The sequence below is a fragment of the uncultured Maricaulis sp. genome, assembly GCF_963976135.1.
Classification (GTDB): domain Bacteria; phylum Pseudomonadota; class Alphaproteobacteria; order Caulobacterales; family Maricaulaceae; genus Maricaulis.
This window is the reverse complement of record NZ_CAXBKN010000010.1, coordinates 18,236-34,558: the sequence shown is the minus strand read 5'-3', so window position 1 is coordinate 34,558 and position 16,323 is coordinate 18,236. Positions and strand designations below refer to the sequence as shown.

Sequence of the window (16,323 nt, the reverse complement as noted above, 5' to 3'; positions counted from 1 at the left end):
TGCGCGGCTGTTTGCGGCCACGCTGATGGTCTGGCTTGTCGGCTTTGGCGGTTTCACCCTGGTGGTGGATCCCTATGAGATCGCGCCCTGGATCTCGATTGCGGGCGTCAACGCCCGCCGCACCCGCGCGCATGAGGACGGCTACCGCGTCCATGTCGGCCACCGCCTGCTGACCGGCGAGGCCGGCACGATCACCCTGGGCAGTTCGCGGGTTATGGACGGTTTTCCGCGCGATCTGCCCGACTGGCCCGGCGGCTATGAAAACCTGGCCATGGCCGGCACCTCGGCCTTCGAACTGGCCCGCGCCAGCGCCCTCGCCGCGCGCAATGACGCGATCAATTGCGTCGTGATCGGTGTCGATCTGCGCGAATTCTCCACCGACACCAATACCCAGGCGACCTACTGGATCACGCCGATGGCCGGCGGTTCGCAGATCGCAGCCCTGGCGAAGATGGCCCTGTCGCCAAGCGCTTTTGCCCGGGCCCTGCAGACTGTCGACGATAATCGCACCGGCGGCTCGGATGAGCGCTGGGAACAGGCCTATGCCGAGGCCGGTCTGCCGGCACGGTTCGAGGAAGAGCTGGCCAAGCGCTATCGCTATTACGCCTCGTTCGAATACGACCCCGAGCGCGTCGCCTTCCTGTTCCGCGGCATTGATGCCCTGCTCGCCTCGGGCAAGCAGATCGTGGTTTTCATCCACCCGGTCCATGCCTGGTATGAGGAAGCGCGCCAGCGTGCCGGAGCCGGCCCCGCCGAGATCGCCCTGCGCCGCGACATCGCGGCCCAGATTGCGGCGCGCGGCGTCACGCCAGAGGCCAACCAGGCCTGTTTCGATGGTCCGGCCCTGCAAGCCTGGGATTTCGGTGGCTTTTCTGCGCCGGCTCGAACCGCGCCGCCCGCCGCTGATGGTTCGGCGCCAAGCCCCTGGTATTACGTGCCCTCGCACTACCGTCCGGCGCTGGGCCAGGCAATCCTGGACCGGCTTGCCGGACACAGCGATGTGGGACAGGTCGGCGAGGATTTCGGACGCCGCCTGACGCCGGACACGCTGGAGGCCGCCCTCGACGCCTTCCAGGCCGGCCGGGAGGCCTGGCTGCAATCGCAGACGCCATGGGAAGTGCACGCGGCGCAGGCCTTTGACGGTTTTGATGCCAATCCGCCAGAGCCCGAAGCGGGACCGCGGGCCTTCCTGACCCGCACTGATCATGTCGATCTGGAACGCGATGTGCGGCGCATTGAGGATGAACATAGCGCCGCACGCTAGCGGATCACTTTTCCTGCACCGTGCGCGCCTTGCCGCGCCCCATCGCCAGCGCCTTCACACAGCCACGGAAGGTGCGCACTTCCTGGGTGGTCCAGCGGCCGCGCACGAAGGCGGCGCGCAGGTTTTGCACCATGAGCGGTGTCTTGTCGGGCGGGTAGAAAAAGCCGGAACGTTCCAGCTCGGCTTCAAAATGCTCGAACATGCCCTCGAGATCGAAACGCGAGGCGACATCGGAGACCGGGTCGAACACGGCCGGAGCGCCCTCCTCGGCCATCCACTCATAAGCCAGGATACCGACGGCCTGACCCAGATTAAGCGATGAGAAACTGCGGTCTACCGGCAGGGTGATGATGACATCAGCCAGGGCGACCGCATCATTGAGCAGACCGCCCTTTTCACCGCCGAACAGAATGCCGACCGTCTCGCCCGCCGCGATCGCGGCGCGGGCATCGGCCATGCCCTCGCGCGCCGTCATCACCGGCTTCTCCATGCCGCGCGGCCGCGCGGTCGTCGCATAAAGCCTTGTGAAACCCCCAACCCCCGCCGTCAGATCATCGACCAGCCGGGCATTGCCGAGCACAGGCGATCCGACCGCCATCGAGACCGCCTTGGGATTGGGCCATTCATCGCGCGGCGCGACCAGCACCAGATCGGACAGGCCGAAATTGCCCATCACCCGCGCCGCCGCACCGATATTCTCGCCCAATTGCGGGTGAACGAGGATGAAGGAGGGCGCAGCGGTCGCTTGGGTCATGGAGCAGGGCCTTCACCTTGGGGCGCGCCAATGCTAGAGAGCGCGCAAATCAGAATACAGGGCCATACCTAGCGCCTTACACACCCGTCCGAAAAGAAAGCACCACACCATGGCGAAGATCAAAGTCGATACCCCTGTCGTCGAGCTCGATGGCGATGAGATGACCCGCATCATCTGGCAGCTGATCAAGGACAAGCTGATCCTGCCCTATCTCGACATTGATCTGAAATATTACGATCTCTCGATCCAGAAGCGCGACGAGACCGACGACCAGATCACGGTTGATTCGGCGGAAGCCATCAAGAAATACGGCGTCGGCATCAAATGCGCCACGATCACGCCGGATGAAGCACGCGTCGAGGAATTCAGCCTCAAGAAAATGTGGCGCTCGCCCAATGGCACGATCCGCAACATCCTTGGCGGCGTTGTCTTTCGCGAGCCGATCGTCATCTCCAACGTACCGCGCCTGGTGCCCGGCTGGCAGCGCCCGATCGTGATCGGCCGTCACGCCTTTGGCGACCAGTACAAGGCGACCGATTTCCTCGTCCCGTCCGCCGGCAAGCTGACGATGACCTTCCAGCCATCGGATGGTTCCGAGCCGATCCAGCGCGAAGTGTTCGATTTCCCGAGCGCCGGTGTCGCCATGGGCATGTATAATCTGGATGATTCCATCCGCGATTTTGCCCGTGCCAGCCTGAATTACGGCCTGCAGCGCGGCTGGCCGGTCTATCTGTCGACCAAGAACACGATCCTGAAAGCCTATGATGGCCGCTTCAAGGACCTGTTCCAGGAAATCTTCGACGCCGAGTTCAAGGACGCCTTTGCCGCCAAGGGCATTTCCTACGAACACCGCCTGATCGACGACATGGTCGCCGCGGCGATGAAATGGTCCGGCGGTTTCGTCTGGGCGTGCAAGAATTATGATGGTGATGTCCAGTCCGACACCGTCGCCCAGGGCTTTGGCTCGCTCGGCCTGATGACGTCCGTGCTGATGTCGCCCGATGGCTCCGTCGTCGAGGCCGAGGCCGCTCACGGCACCGTCACGCGTCACTATCGCCAGCATCAGCGCGGCGAGCAGACCTCGACCAATCCGATCGCCTCGATCTTTGCCTGGACCCAGGGCCTGTCGCATCGCGGCCGGATGGACGGCAATGAAGCGCTGATGGCCTTCGCCGCCAAGCTGGAAGACACCATCATCAAGACGGTGGAAGCCGGTTTCATGACGAAGGATCTCGCCTTGCTGGTCGGCGACCATCAGGGCTGGCTGTCGACCCAGGGCTTCCTCGACAAGATCGATGAGCGCTTCCAGGTGGCGATGGCCTGATTCACCTCGCAAAATCCAATTGCCGGACGGGCGTCGACACCTTGGTGACGGCGCCCGTTTTGTATTGTCAAAACCTGTGGCATCGGGCAAGAATCGACGCGTTATCAGCAGGCAGGTGCCAGGTTTGACCGTCACATACGAGTTTTTCCCCGAGGATCAGATCTGCGTCTGGAGCATGAGCGGGCGGCTGACCATTGACACGATGGTTGCCGGCGTCCGGGCCGCGCGCGCCGATCCACGCTGGTCAAATGATTATGATTTTCTGACCGTGATGACCGATGCCAGTCTGGGCGATGTTTCAGCCCAGGATACAGCCGAGCTTGTCCATCACCTCGCCGCCCTCGACACGCCCCGCACAGATGGCAAGGGCAAGCGCGCTGCGGTCGTGTGCAGCGATGAGGTCGCGGCCGGCCTGCTGACCTATTACGAGCTTCACTCCCGGACCGAACGCATGACTGATGAGCGTTATTTCCGCTCCGAAGCCGCCGCCCGCGCCTGGTTGGCCCAGCGCGAAGCGTAAAGCCAACCGCCTTCGAACAGGGCGAACGACCAGCACCGCGCTATCACCGCACACAGGCAGCAGGCTTGCGCCGTCCCCGGACTCGCTCATAGATGCAGATTGAACCGGGTTCGCTTGGGGGCGGCATGCACACAACCACAGAGATCGAACACGAGAGCAATCTGTGTGTCTGGCGCGTCAATGGCCGCGCCGAACTCGAACCGCTGCAGGCCGCCTATCTGGAACGCTTCGACCTGCCGGGCTGGTGGCCGGGCATTCTCAATCTCAGCATACTCACCGACACCCGGCTGGACTTGTTCAATCCTGGTGAAGCGGAAAAATTGATGCGTTTCATGGCCATCGCCGCCGCCAAGCATGGCGTTGGTGACGGTTTTTTCGCGGCCATCGCCTGCGCGGATCCTGATAGCCGGACCTTGTTGAGCTATTGGGATCGCCGCGCACCGGCGGGAATGTCAGGGGAAAACCGGACCTTTGCCGACGAGAAGACGGCCCGCGCCTGGCTCGCCGGTCAGGTCTGACGCTTGAGCGTCACGAAGACTTCCGCCTCGATCACCCAGCGCACACCGTCGAAACGCCATTTGGCGAAATAGCGGCCGGTATAGCGGATCGAAAACCCTTCGCTTGACCAGGCTCCGCGCCAGCGCCCGGTCTCCGCGGCCAGCTCGCCATCCTCACCGATCTCGATGCGGGCCGGTGAGCGCACATAGGTGACATCCGGCATATTGGTAAAAATGGACTGCCAGGCCTGAAGCTGCGCTTCGCGGCCCTCGATCAGAACCGCATCATCACCGGGCACCAGCGTGGCCGCCTCGGCCAGGACCGCAGCGATCGCATCCAGATCGCGCTCGGCCAGTGCCGCGTTGAAATCACTGCGGGCCGCGGCGACAGCGCGCGCAGCAAGCTTGTCGCCGAGCAATTGCACATCGCCGCCAGGGGCTGTTCGCGAAGGCCTGGCCATCACGAAGCGAGTGCGGCGCGGATCGCGTCCAGTCCCGCCTGGGCCTTGTCACCATCGGGACCGCCGGCCTGGGCGAAATCCGCGCGGCCGCCGCCGCCCTTGCCGCCGACGGGCGCAGCACCGGCACGCACCAGCTCCACCGCCGAGAAGCGCTCGACCAGATCGCCGGTGACACCGACCGCCAGCGCCGCCTTGCCCTCATTATTGGAGATGAAGGCGGCGATGCCCGAACCCATTTGCGCCTTGGCCTCATCGATCAGGCCGCGCAAATCCTTGCCGCCGACGCCCTCGACCACGCGGCCGATAAATTTGATGCCGGCGATCTCTTCCGGTCCCGCCGGAGCACCGGCAGCACCGCCGCCCATCGCCAATTGCTTCTTCGCCTCGGCGAGCTGGCGCTCGAGCTTCTTGCGCTCATCGATCAGGCTGGCGACCCGCGCCGGCAAGTCCGCCGGTGGCGTCTTGAGCGCATCGGCAGCAGCACGGCCAAAGCCGATCTGTTCTTCCATATAGAGCCGGGCGGCCTCGCCGGTCAGGCCTTCAATCCGGCGCACGCCGGACGCGACCGAGCTGTCGGCGACGATCTTGAACAGGGCGATATCGCCGGTGCGGGCAACATGCGTGCCGCCGCACAGCTCGACCGAATAGGCCTTGTCGCCGCCATCCAGCGCCTGGCCCATCGCCAGCACGCGGACCGTCTCGCCATATTTTTCGCCGAACAGGGCCAGCGCCCCGGCCTCGATGGCCGCGTCGGGGGTCATTTCCCGCGTCGAGACAGCGAGATTCTGGCGGATGACCGCATTGACCTGGGCCTCGACGGCGGCCAGCTCGGCCGGACTGATCGGCTTGTTCTGACTGAAATCGAAACGCAGCCGGTCCGGCCCGACATAGGAGCCCTTCTGCGCCACTTGCGGCCCGAGCACATCGCGCAGGGCCGCATGCAAAAGGTGGGTCGCGGAGTGATTGGCGCGTGTGGTGGTGCGGCGCGCCGTATCGACCTTGAGCACGGCGCTGTCGCCGAGCGTGATCTCGCCGCGTTCGAGCACACCGATATGGGCATGCATGTCGCCGCCGCGCTTTTGCGTATCGGTGACGCGGAAGACCGCGCCATTCTCGAACTCGATCAGACCGCTATCGCCTGCCTGGCCGCCGGATTCGCCATAGAAAGGCGTCGCGTCGAACACCAGCTCGCCGCTCTGGCCATGGCCGAGCGCCTTGGCCTGTTTCGCATCGGCGACGATCGCGGCCAGCTTGCCGCGGCCTTCCTCGCCATCATAGCCAAGGAATTTCGAGGCACCGGCCTTGTCCCGGACGGCGAACCACACCTCGGCCGGCGCGGCCTGGCCGGAAGAGAATTTACTGGCGCGTGCATCGCTGCGCTGCTTGTCCATCGCGGTCTCGAAACCGGCCTCGTCCACCGTCATGCCCTTGGCGCGCAGGGCGTCCTGGGTCAGGTCGAGCGGGAAGCCATAAGTGTCGTAGAGCTTGAAGGCGGTATCACCGGGCAGGACAGCACCGTTGGACAGGCCGGCGGTGGCCTCTTCAAGCAGGCCGAGCCCGCGGCCCAGCGTTGTCTGGAAGCGCTCTTCCTCCATGCGCAGCGTGTCCTCGAGCATGGGCTGGGCCTGGACGAGTTCAGGATAGGCCTCGCCCATCTCGAGTTTCAGCGCCTCGACCAGTTTCCACATCACCGGCTCGGTCGCGCCGAGCAGGTGCGCATGGCGCATGGCGCGGCGCATGATGCGGCGCAACACATAGCCGCGGCCCTCATTGGACGGGCTGACACCATCGGCCATCAGAAAACAGGTCGAACGCAAATGATCGGCGATCACCCGGTGGCTGGCCAGGGCCGTGCCTTCCGCCTTGATGCCAAGCACGCTTTCGCCGGCGCGGATCAGATTGGCGAACAGGTCGATCTCGTAATTATTATGCTTGCCCTGCAGGATGGCGGCGATGCGTTCCAGCCCCATGCCGGTGTCGATCGAGGGTTTGGGCAGATTGACCCGCTCATCCGCGGAAATCTGCTCATACTGCATGAAAACCAGATTCCAGATCTCGATGAAACGGTCGCCATCCTCATCGGGCGAGCCGGGAGGCCCGCCAGGGATGTCGGCACCATGATCGAAGAAGATCTCGGAACACGGACCACACGGGCCGGTATCACCCATCGACCAGAAATTATCCGAAGTGGAAATCGAGATAATGCGATCATCGGTGAGGCCGGCAATCTTGCGCCAGAGGATGCGCGCTTCCTCGTCTTCGGAATAGACCGTGACCAGCAGACGGTCGGCCGGCAGACCATATTCCTTCGTCACCAGCTCCCAGGCATGATGGATCGCCTTTTCCTTGAAATAATCGCCGAAGGAGAAATTCCCCAGCATTTCGAAGAAGGTATGGTGGCGCGCGGTATAGCCGACATTGTCGAGATCATTATGCTTGCCGCCGGCGCGGACGCATTTCTGGGACGAAGTGGCGCGGGTGTAGGGACGCTTTTCCTTGCCGGTGAAGACATTCTTGAACGGGACCATGCCGGCATTGACGAAGAGCAAGGTCGGATCATCCTGCGGCACCAGCGGGCTGGAAGGGACGATCTCATGGCCATTGCGGCCAAAGTAGTCGAGGAATGTTGCCCGGATATCGCGCAAGCTGGCCATCATATCATCCTGTATCGCATCGTCTTTGCGGCGCCCGGCCGAAGCCGCTGCGTTAGCAGTTTTCAGGAGATATGGAAACGCGGCCGCCTGCGCAAGGCGAGAGCTGGAGCGAGGCCGAAACCGCCGGGGCGCACAGCCGAGTCTCAGGTCTGGGCGGGCCCGGCGCTATCAAACCGGCGGAAGCCGCGATGTGCCTGCAGGTCCTCGGCCCAGTCCGGCGACAAGCCCAGGGCGATCAAGGCGGCTTCGATGTTGTCGACCACGGTGCGCGGTTCGCGCATCTGGACATGCCCGCGGGTAAACTCCCACCAGAGACGGATATCTGCGCGGACATGATCGCCCATGACCCAGGCGGACAGGACGGCCGTTTGATCGTCGCGCATCCGGATCGCCTCGATATAGCTGTCAGCAAGATGGCTGATATCCTCGACATCGATCGCTGCCAGCGAGGCATCTGGCTTGAAAAACACCACTTCCCGGTCGCCAAAGCGATAGAAGTCACGATCAATGTAGAGGCGGGATAGCGCCCCGAGCTCTTCGCGCCGGACTGTGCCGCTGAATTCTATGAGCCGGATCTCGCGCTGCTGATCCTGCAGTATTTGGATAGGCATCCGCGGCATTCCTCCCTTCAGGAATACGAAAGACCGAGCGCCCGAAAGGGGAGCCCGGTCTCGGCCGGACAATGTCCAGCGTCGTTTTGTCACATACCACGGTTAACCAAGGGTGACCGGGCCGGCTGTGTCCAGCCCGGGCAGATCCGGTCAGCCGGCGACCGCCTCGTCTTCTTCCAGATCCTTGCCGACCAGCAGCACGTCGGCGATGAGGCCGGCATTGGCGCGGACTTTCGCTTCGATTTCCTTGGCCATGGCCTGATTGGCGATCATGAATTTTCGGGCATTTTCACGGCCCTGGCCGATGCGTTCCGAATTATAGGAATACCAGGAACCGGATTTTTCAATGATGTCACCCTTGACGCCAAGATCGATCAGCTCGCCCATTTTCGAAATGCCTTCGCCATAGAGAATGTCGAATTCAACCTCGCGGAAGGGCGGTGCGACCTTGTTCTTGACGACTTTGACCCGGGTCTGGTTGCCGATCACTTCATCACGATCCTTGATCGCGCCAATGCGGCGGATATCGAGCCGGACCGAGGAGTAGAATTTCAGCGCATTGCCGCCGGTCGTGGTCTCGGGGCTGCCAAACATGACACCGATCTTCATCCGGATCTGGTTGATGAAAATGACCATGCATTTCGACTTCGAGATCGAGCCGGTCAGCTTGCGCAGGGCCTGGCTCATCAGACGGGCCTGGAGACCGGGCAGGCTGTCGCCCATCTCGCCTTCGAGCTCGGCGCGCGGTGTCAGGGCGGCGACCGAATCGATGACCAGCACATCAATCGCACCGGAACGCACCAGTGTATCGGCAATTTCGAGCGCCTGCTCACCGGTATCAGGCTGCGAGACCAGGAGTTCGGCGACATCAACGCCGAGCTTGCCGGCATAGACCGGATCGAGCGCGTGTTCGGCATCGATGAAGGCGCAGACGCCGCCGAGCTTTTGCCCCTCGGCGATCGTGTGCAGCGCCAATGTCGTCTTGCCCGAGCTTTCCGGGCCGTAGATCTCGATGATCCGGCCCTTGGGCAGGCCGCCAATGCCGAGCGCGATATCCAGCCCGAGCGAGCCGGAAGAAATCGCCTCGATCTCCATCGCCGGCTTGGCGCCGAGCTTCATGACCGAGCCCTTGCCGAAGGCCTTGTCGATCTGGCCCAGAGCGGCCTCGATCGCTTTTTTCTTGTCCATACCTGAATCGTTCACGAGTCGAATCGCGCCCTTGCTCATATCGATATTCCCTTATTTCACGCCCCTCGGTCACGGGCAACCGAGACACAACGTACCAGTTTTGTTCCGGAACACAAGCGGAACATTTATGGTTAACAAAACGGAACGAAAAGCCATCGCTTCGGCTTTGACTTGGCGGACCGGCGGCGAATGCCTATCTTCGCAGGGATGACCCTGCGCCATATTTTTCGCCTCATCGCGATTGCGTCCGTCCTGGCTGGCTGTGGCCAGGCGGCCCGGCCCGTCGGAATCGATTCGGTCGACGCATTGCGGGCCCGTGGCAGCCTCGTGGTTTTGACCCTGGAAGGGCCTACCAGCTATCTGGCCGGCGAAGACGGCCCCAGCGGCTATGAGGTCGATCTCGTGCGGGCCTTCGCGGCCCATCTCGGTGTCGAGGCGCAATTCGAGACGCGCCCGTCAATCGCCGCGATGACAGCGGCGCTCGCCAATGGCGAGGGCGATATTGCTGCGGCCGGGTTGACGGTCACGCCGGCGCGCCAGGCGCGCATCTTGTTCGGCCCCTCCTACAAGACGGTGACCGAGCAACTGGTCTGCCATAATGGTGGCCCGGCGCCGACCTCGATCGAGGATCTCGGCCGGGCCCGCATCGTGGTGCTGGCGGGGTCGAGTTATCTGGAAAGCCTGCAGGCCCTGCCCGCTCGCCGTGAGGCGCTGCGCTGGACCGAGCGCGCCGGCGGCTCGGCCATGCCTTTGCTCGAAGCCGTCGATTCCGGTGAATTCGATTGCACCATCGCCGATTCGCACCTGGCCGATTTCGCCCGGCGCCGCCATCCCGACCTGGTCGTGGCGATGGATATGGGCGGCGAGGAATCCCTGGCCTGGGCCTATTCCGGGCAAGTCGAGGGGTTGGGCGATGTTCTGACCGGCTGGTTCAGCCAGATCCATGAAGGCGATCTGCTCGAACGGCTGGACGAGATCTGGTTCGGCCAGTTTGGCGATTTCAACTATGTCGACGTCTCCAGCTTCGTCGACCGGGTGGAGACCCGTCTGCCGCATTATGAGCACTGGTTCGAACTGGCGGCAGAACGGACCACATTCGACTGGGACCTGCTCGCCGCCCAGGCCTATCAGGAATCGCACTGGGACCCGGACGCGGTGAGCGATACCGGCGTGCGCGGCCTGATGATGCTGACGCTGTCGACCGCCGAACGCGTCGGCGTCGAGGACCGCACCGATCCGCGCCAGAGCATTGCCGGCGGCGCGGCCTATCTGGAAGACCTGTATCAACGCGTCCCCAGCGGCGTGACCGGCGAGGACCGCATCTGGTTTGCCCTCGCTGCCTATAATATCGGCATGGGCCACATGTATGACGCCCGCGCCCTGGCCGAACGCCAGGGGCTGGACAAGGATAGCTGGGACGATCTCGCCAGAGTGCTGCCCCTCCTGTCCGACCCGGCCCATTATCGTGATCTGCGCTATGGCTATGCCCGCGGCCAGGAACCGGTGCGTTATGTCCAGAAAGTTCGCGAATACCGCGCCCTGCTCAATGCGCAGGGGATTTGAAAGCGAGCCTGGCTGCCCGCCTCGCGAGGCCGTCACCAGCTCCGCCCCGGACTGAAGTCCGGCGCACCTCTTCTATCAAGGACGAGGAGGAGACAGGCGATGCGACAGGGATAATCACCCTCCTCTTCCTTGATGGAAGAGGTGGCCGCGAAGCGGTCGGAGCTGATGAGGATGGCGGGCACAGCGGTGCCCGATTTGCCCGCTTATCCCCCACCCCCAACAATTACCCCACGTCATCCCGGCGAAGGCCGGGACCTCGACGTGACAGGCGCGGAACCCGGTCGTTCGAGGTCCCGACTTGCGTCGGGATGACGAATTTTTGGTGATGTTATCCCCACCCCCTCGCGCCTGGCGCATAATCGCCTCGTTCCGGTTGCACGGGAGGCGTGAGCTCAGTCACTTGCGGCGATCGGGAGCGTGGAGCTCGTCCGGGCAGAGGGGTGACATCCCGAGCCCCGGCGTGGCCACCGGAGAGGAAGGCGGCACAAAGCTCGACCGTTTACTCCACTCCGGTTTCGAGACGGGGGCCGCAAGGCGTCCGAGCAAATCTCCACGTGCGGGACGTCACGGATGTCTCAACTACTTAACTGCGCAAACCGGCATTCGCCGGCGTCCCGCACACCTCCCAATACGGGGGGACCACTCAAACCTCCAGCGGCAAGCCGCGTGGAGTTTTTGGCGTGCGATCAGCTCTTTTCGGCCCGTTTCACCATCTCCTGCTTCACCTTCTCGGCCAGCTGGGTCAGCGTAAACGGCTTGGGCAGGAAGGAGACTTCATGTTCTTCCGACAGCGTCTTGGAGAATTCCTCGGCGGCATAGCCGGAGATAAAGACGACACGGGTATCGGTGAGCATATGCCGCGCCTTTTGCAGCAGACCGGGACCGTCGAGCCCCGGCATCACAACATCGGAGAGGAGAAGGTCAAAGCCTTCGGTATCATCCTCGAGGATCTCATAGGCTTCTTCGCCATCGCAGGCCTCGACCACATCATAGCCGCGCTTGACCAGTGTCTTGGCGGCGATATTGCGCACCGCATCCTCGTCCTCGACCAGCAGGATACGGCCATGGCCGGAGAGGTCTGACGGGGCCGGTTCGACGGTGCGCGCTTCCTCGGCCTGTTTGAATTCGGCGGTCTCCGCCTCGCTCGGCACGTGGCCGGGCAGATAAATGGTGAAAGTCGTACCCTTTCCGACTTCCGAATTGGCAAACAGGAAACCGCCCGATTGCTTGACGATGCCGTAGACGGTCGCCAGGCCCAAGCCGGTGCCCTTGCCGGCTTCCTTGGTGGTGAAGAAGGGTTCGAAAATCTTCTCCAGCGTCTCGGCATCCATGCCATGGCCTTCATCGCTGACGGCGATCGCCACCCAGGGGCCGGGCCGCGGATTGGGGCCGCCGGCCTTGCGGACTTCCTCGTCGGAGAGCACCGAGGTACGGATCACCAGCGAACCGCCGCCCTGGTCACGCATCGCGTCACGGGCATTGGCGGCCAGATTGATGATGGCAGTTTCCAGCTGGCCCTTGTCGACCTTGATCAACGGCACATCGCGGCCATGGATGATGTCGAGCCGCACCGTCTCCTCGACGATCTGGCGCAGCAGCACCGAGACGTCGGACAGGAGATCACCGATATCCATCGCTTCCATGCGGAAGGTCTGCTTGCGCGAGAAGGCGAGCAGTTTGCGCACCAGGCCTGCGGCACGCACCACGGTCTGGTTGATCGATTGCAGCTCGCCATAATCGGGATCGCCGACCGGATGGCGATTGAGCAATTCATCGCAATTGAGCCGCACGGCGGTGAGCAGATTGTTGAAATCATGTGCCACGCCGCCGGCCAGCTGACCGACCGCCTGCATCTTGTTGGCCTGGGAGAATTGCCGCTCGAGCTCTTTCCACGCGGTGACATCAATGATGTAGGCGACGCGCTTGCCGCCGCGGGCCGGGGCGAAGGCAAGGTGGACATAGGTCGCCGCCTCGCTTGCCAGCCGCGCCTCGGCCGGCTCCTTGCCGCCGGCCATGGCCGCAGCAAAGGCATCGGTGGCTGAACGGCCATCTTCCCAGTTGAAGATCTCGCGGAATTTGACCCCGGGGATCGCCTTGCCGCCCGACAGCTGCACCAGCGCCGGATTGACGTCCTCGATCATCGCGGTTTCCGGATCGGCGCCATCGAGGCGCACAACACCAAAGGGGGCATTGGCGAACATGTCGTCGAGCGTGCGCCCGGCCGGACGTGCCTCGCCCATCGACTGGGCAACACCCGGAGGCGAACCGGTCGACGACAGGCCATAGAGCACACCGCGTCCGATCGAAGGCTCTCCGGGTGCCCATTCAATTGCCACCACAACCGGGCTTTCAATACCGTCGCGGGCCCGCAGGCGGCAATCGATCCGTGTCACGCCTTCGCCGCCGCGCGTCTGCAGAACCAGTTTCGCCCCATCACCGGTGAGAACATCGCCGAGTGCCGGGAAGCCCTGTCCGTCAATCAGGCCGAGCCAGCCGCGCAGGGTCGCATTGCCCATCGCGATCTCGCCATTCGTGCGCAAGGAGAACAGCCCGACCGGCGCGTGCTGCGACCAGTCCGCCATGGACGAGGCCTGGCCCATCGAGCGATCACCGACCGGCGTCAGCCGCCACAGGATCATCTGGCCGGCCTGCGGCAGGGCTTCGAGGTGGTATTGGCCAATTGCACCATCGGCCAGCTCGAGCGGCGGAAGCAATTCGCAAGCGCCCTCGCCGCGAGCTGCGGCCCGGGCCAGGCGATAGACCGCGCCATCGCCGCCACCGGCGCCGGCCCAGATCCGGTCAATGCCGGGAATACCGAAGCTCTGCCCGAAGCCCGCCGTTGCCCGGGCCAGGTCACGATAGGCCGTGTTGGCCCAGCGTGCCGCGCCGCGCTGATCGGTCATCAGGACCGGATCGGGAAAGGCCTCCATCGCCTGGCCGGCCAGCATGGCAGGGCTGGGCGCCTGGTTCTGATTGATCCGCTTGCGCATGCTGCGCCCGGCCGTTTCGCCGGCGGCAATGGCGTAGAGCACCAGAAAGCCGATCGCCGCCAGGCCCGAAAGCAAGACAAAGCCCTGCCAGCCGTCATGGCCAGCGGCGAACAGGGCCGCCAGCGCAGCCAGCACGACGATGAAGACGCAGACCCAGAAAGCGACGCGGCCAAAAGGCTTCGACCAGAAGGATTTACGCTCAGCGGCTTGCTGGGCGGCGGTATCATGGGCGGGCAGTTCAGCCATGGGAGGCTCCAGCACGAATCAGAAAGCTCGGGGTATAGACTACTCGCTCGAAGCGTATTGTGCGCGACCGCGTGAAAGCGACAGCACATAACCGATAATCTTGGCCACGGCCTGGAAGTGATCGACCGGGATTTCCTGGTCCAGCTCGGCTGTGGCGAACAGGGCCCGGGCCAGGGGCGGATCCTCGACGATCGGAATATCATGCTCCTTCGCCATGTCGCGGATCCGCAGGGCCACCTCGTCAATGCCAAGGGCGAGGCAGATCGGCGCCGCGGTCTTGCCCTGCTCATACAGCAGGGCGACAGCATAATGGGTCGGATTGGTGATGATCACGGTCGCCTCGGGCACCCGCGCCATCATGCGGCGCTGCGAGCGCTCATGGCGCAGCTGACGCAGCTTGGCCTTGACGTGCGGGTCCCCCTCGGAATTCTTGTGCTCGTCCTTGATCTCCTGCTTCGACATGCGATTGCGCTTCATGAAGCTCTGCTTCTGGAAGGCGAAATCGGCCGCCGCGATCATGGCGTAGACCACCAGGCAGGCGAGCATCAATTCGATCGAGATCTGACGCACCAGGACGAGTATGTCCGAGACGTCGAGTGCGGGCATGCCGGCCAGCAAATCGCGTTTCGGGTAGAGCACCACAAACACCGCCAACCCCACCAGCGCCATCTTGCCAATCCCCTTGAGGAAGTTGGCGACGCCTTGCGGTCCGAACACGCGCTTGAAGCCCTCGACGGGATTAATCTTGGACAGTTTGGGCTGCATCTTGTCGGTGGTGAAGATCATGCCCTGTTGCAGGTAATGCCCGGCGAAACCGGCGCCGGCGAGCACCAGGATCGGAACACCGACGATCACGGCGACATGCCAGGCGGTCTGCCGCATCATGCCCAGCACGGCATGGGGCTCGACGGCAAAGGCATCGGCCTGTTCGAAATATACCACCAGCGACCCCGCCAGATTCCGCGCCATCGCCGGAAACATGAAGCTGAGCAGGGCCAGGCCAGCCGCCAGGATGAACCAGCCGGGGATTTCCTGCGATTTGGCGACATCGCCCTTTTCGCGCGCATCATCGAGCCGTTTCTGGGTCGGCTCCTCGGTTTTCTGGCTTTCGTCTTCGCCTTCGGCCATCGTCTGCCCCTCAGTTCAGTTCAGTCGCGAATTGGCGCATGCGGTCGAGGAAAACCGCGCTCATCGCGCCAAGCGATATCGTCAGGATGAACAGGCCGACCATGATGTTTGACGGCATGGCGATGAAGAAGATCTGCGCCTGCGGCATCAGGCGCGAGAGCACGCCGAGCGCCAGATAGAAGACCAGTCCGAACACGATCATCGGGGCCGCGATCTGGATGCCGAGCCGGAAGGCATCGGTAAAGGCCTGCAGCGCCCAGGCCGCAGCATCGGCCATCGGCGGCAATTCGCCTGGCGGGAAAAGGAGATAGGAGTTCGTCGTCGTCAGCAGCAGGAGATGGTGCAGATTGGTCGAGAACATCAGGATCAGGAAGGTCAGATTAAGCAGGGTCGCGAAGATTGCCCCCTGCTGGCCCTGGGACGGATCGAAGGTCTGGGCAAAGGCGAGCCCGCTCTGCATGCCGATCACCTGGCCGGCGATTGCCGCCATCGCCATCAGCATTCGCGCAATTCCGCCGATCATCAGACCAATCAGCATTTCGCCGATCACCAGGCCTGCCATCGGGAGCGGCTCAGCCGGCATGGGCGGCAGGGCTGGCGAGATGATCGGACCGAGGATCAGCGCCACCAGCAAGGCGAAGGAGAGGCGGATCCGCATCGGTATGCTCGGTTCGGCAAAACCGGGCATCAGCATCAGAATCGACCCGACCCGCGCAAACACCAGCCCGGCGGCGAAGACCATCGCTGGCAGATCGGGAATCATGGATTGACGATCCGCTCGATCACCCCGGCCATAAAGGCGGACAAGAGCGCCCCCATCAGGGGCATGAAGATCAGCATGGAGACGAAAATGGCGATGATCTTGGGCACGAAGACGAGCGTCATCTCCTGAATCTGGGTCAGGGCCTGGAACAGGGCGATGACAATACCGACGGTCAGGCCGGTCAACATGATCGGTCCTGCCATGGCGAGAGTCAGCCAGATAGCATCGCGTGCAAAGTCGAGGACTTCAGGTCCGGTCACGTGTCAGGCCTCAGCCGGTCAAGAGAATCGCGGTTACGGTTAATTATCTTTACGCTTCGCCCGGGCACGTTAAGAAAGAGTCAATTCTTAACCATTTCGG

14 protein-coding genes are annotated in these 16,323 nt (G+C 63.3%); 5 read left to right on the top strand and 9 right to left on the bottom strand.

Annotated features, from left to right (window positions below; genetic code table 11):
- The first annotated feature begins 25 nt into the window (after window positions 1-25).
- On the top strand, window positions 26-1,264 hold the full coding sequence (locus AAC023_RS02580; protein WP_339737813.1) for a hypothetical protein: 1,239 nt from the start codon (window positions 26-28) through the stop codon (window positions 1,262-1,264).
- Window positions 1,265-1,268: 4 nt separating this feature from the next.
- On the opposite strand, the gene AAC023_RS02575 is transcribed toward AAC023_RS02580, so the two are convergent.
- The gene (locus tag AAC023_RS02575) at window positions 1,269-2,018 is read right to left on the bottom strand and encodes an RNA methyltransferase (RefSeq protein WP_339737811.1); all 750 of its coding nucleotides are present in this window, start codon (window positions 2,016-2,018) and stop codon (window positions 1,269-1,271) included.
- Between the two features lie 109 nt (window positions 2,019-2,127).
- On the opposite strand from AAC023_RS02575, the gene AAC023_RS02570 reads away from it, so the two are divergent.
- From AAC023_RS02570 to AAC023_RS02560, 3 genes are all read left to right on the top strand, one after another.
- Window positions 2,128-3,342, top strand: a complete 1,215-nt coding sequence (locus tag AAC023_RS02570) for an NADP-dependent isocitrate dehydrogenase (RefSeq protein ID WP_339737809.1) — start codon at window positions 2,128-2,130, stop codon at window positions 3,340-3,342.
- A 124-nt stretch (window positions 3,343-3,466) separates the two neighbouring features.
- Window positions 3,467-3,862, top strand: coding sequence for a hypothetical protein (locus tag AAC023_RS02565; protein ID WP_339737807.1), 396 nt, complete (start codon window positions 3,467-3,469; stop codon window positions 3,860-3,862).
- A gap of 125 nt (window positions 3,863-3,987) precedes the next feature.
- Window positions 3,988-4,380 (top strand): hypothetical protein, encoded by a 393-nt coding sequence (locus tag AAC023_RS02560; RefSeq protein ID WP_339737805.1) that lies wholly within the window; start codon window positions 3,988-3,990, stop codon window positions 4,378-4,380.
- Here AAC023_RS02560 and AAC023_RS02555 read toward each other — a convergent pair.
- The 4 genes from AAC023_RS02555 to recA form a co-directional block, all read right to left on the bottom strand.
- On the bottom strand, window positions 4,371-4,820 hold the full coding sequence (locus tag AAC023_RS02555) for a nuclear transport factor 2 family protein (protein ID WP_339737803.1): 450 nt from the start codon (window positions 4,818-4,820) through the stop codon (window positions 4,371-4,373). The two genes, AAC023_RS02560 and AAC023_RS02555, sit on opposite strands and share 10 nt — an antisense overlap.
- Window positions 4,820-7,477, bottom strand: coding sequence for an alanine--tRNA ligase (gene alaS, locus AAC023_RS02550; RefSeq protein ID WP_339737801.1), 2,658 nt, complete (start codon window positions 7,475-7,477; stop codon window positions 4,820-4,822). The genes AAC023_RS02555 and alaS overlap by 1 nt, the downstream gene beginning before the upstream one ends.
- Before the next feature lie 140 nt (window positions 7,478-7,617).
- Window positions 7,618-8,085: a hypothetical protein gene (locus AAC023_RS02545; protein ID WP_339737799.1), complete on the bottom strand. Its 468-nt coding sequence runs from the start codon at window positions 8,083-8,085 to the stop codon at window positions 7,618-7,620.
- Between the two features lie 150 nt (window positions 8,086-8,235).
- Complete coding sequence (gene recA / locus AAC023_RS02540; protein WP_339737797.1) at window positions 8,236-9,273, bottom strand: recombinase RecA; 1,038 nt, start codon at window positions 9,271-9,273, stop codon at window positions 8,236-8,238.
- A gap of 189 nt (window positions 9,274-9,462) precedes the next feature.
- Between recA and mltF the strand changes: the two genes are divergently transcribed.
- Window positions 9,463-10,836, top strand: coding sequence for a membrane-bound lytic murein transglycosylase MltF (gene mltF / locus AAC023_RS02535; RefSeq protein ID WP_339737795.1), 1,374 nt, complete (start codon window positions 9,463-9,465; stop codon window positions 10,834-10,836).
- A 686-nt stretch (window positions 10,837-11,522) separates the two neighbouring features.
- On the opposite strand, the gene AAC023_RS02530 is transcribed toward mltF, so the two are convergent.
- From AAC023_RS02530 to fliQ, 4 genes are read right to left on the bottom strand one after another with little or no spacing between them, the layout of a single operon-like run.
- Entirely contained in the window at window positions 11,523-14,072 is a 2,550-nt protein-coding gene (locus AAC023_RS02530) for a response regulator (protein WP_339737793.1), read from the bottom strand.
- Window positions 14,073-14,111: 39 nt separating this feature from the next.
- Entirely contained in the window at window positions 14,112-15,200 is a 1,089-nt protein-coding gene (flhB, locus tag AAC023_RS02525; RefSeq protein ID WP_339737791.1) for a flagellar biosynthesis protein FlhB, read from the bottom strand.
- 10 nt (window positions 15,201-15,210) lie between these two features.
- Complete coding sequence (gene fliR / locus AAC023_RS02520) at window positions 15,211-15,963, bottom strand: flagellar biosynthetic protein FliR (RefSeq protein ID WP_339737789.1); 753 nt, start codon at window positions 15,961-15,963, stop codon at window positions 15,211-15,213.
- Window positions 15,960-16,223 carry a flagellar biosynthesis protein FliQ gene (gene fliQ, locus AAC023_RS02515; protein WP_091771466.1) on the bottom strand — a complete coding sequence of 88 codons (264 nt, stop codon included), beginning with the start codon at window positions 16,221-16,223 and terminating at the stop codon, window positions 15,960-15,962. The genes fliR and fliQ overlap by 4 nt, the downstream gene beginning before the upstream one ends.
- Window positions 16,224-16,323: the final 100 nt, after the last annotated feature.

Excerpts from the sequence above, each read along its gene's own strand:
- fliR (WP_339737789.1), bottom strand. The coding sequence starts at position 15,963 with ATGATTCCCGATCTGCCAGCGATGGTCTTCGCCGCCGGGCTGGTGTTT.
- AAC023_RS02560 (WP_339737805.1), top strand. The coding sequence starts at position 3,988 with ATGCACACAACCACAGAGATCGAACACGAGAGCAATCTGTGTGTCTGG.
- AAC023_RS02545 (WP_339737799.1), bottom strand. The coding sequence starts at position 8,085 with ATGCCTATCCAAATACTGCAGGATCAGCAGCGCGAGATCCGGCTCATA.
- recA (WP_339737797.1), bottom strand. The coding sequence starts at position 9,273 with ATGGACAAGAAAAAAGCGATCGAGGCCGCTCTGGGCCAGATCGACAAG.
- AAC023_RS02570 (WP_339737809.1), top strand. The coding sequence starts at position 2,128 with ATGGCGAAGATCAAAGTCGATACCCCTGTCGTCGAGCTCGATGGCGAT.
- AAC023_RS02575 (WP_339737811.1), bottom strand. The coding sequence starts at position 2,018 with ATGACCCAAGCGACCGCTGCGCCCTCCTTCATCCTCGTTCACCCGCAA.
- AAC023_RS02580 (WP_339737813.1), top strand. The coding sequence starts at position 26 with ATGGTCTGGCTTGTCGGCTTTGGCGGTTTCACCCTGGTGGTGGATCCC.
- AAC023_RS02530 (WP_339737793.1), bottom strand. The coding sequence starts at position 14,072 with ATGGCTGAACTGCCCGCCCATGATACCGCCGCCCAGCAAGCCGCTGAG.
- mltF (WP_339737795.1), top strand. The coding sequence starts at position 9,463 with ATGCCTATCTTCGCAGGGATGACCCTGCGCCATATTTTTCGCCTCATC.
- alaS (WP_339737801.1), bottom strand. The coding sequence starts at position 7,477 with ATGATGGCCAGCTTGCGCGATATCCGGGCAACATTCCTCGACTACTTT.
- flhB (WP_339737791.1), bottom strand. The coding sequence starts at position 15,200 with ATGGCCGAAGGCGAAGACGAAAGCCAGAAAACCGAGGAGCCGACCCAG.
- AAC023_RS02555 (WP_339737803.1), bottom strand. The coding sequence starts at position 4,820 with ATGGCCAGGCCTTCGCGAACAGCCCCTGGCGGCGATGTGCAATTGCTC.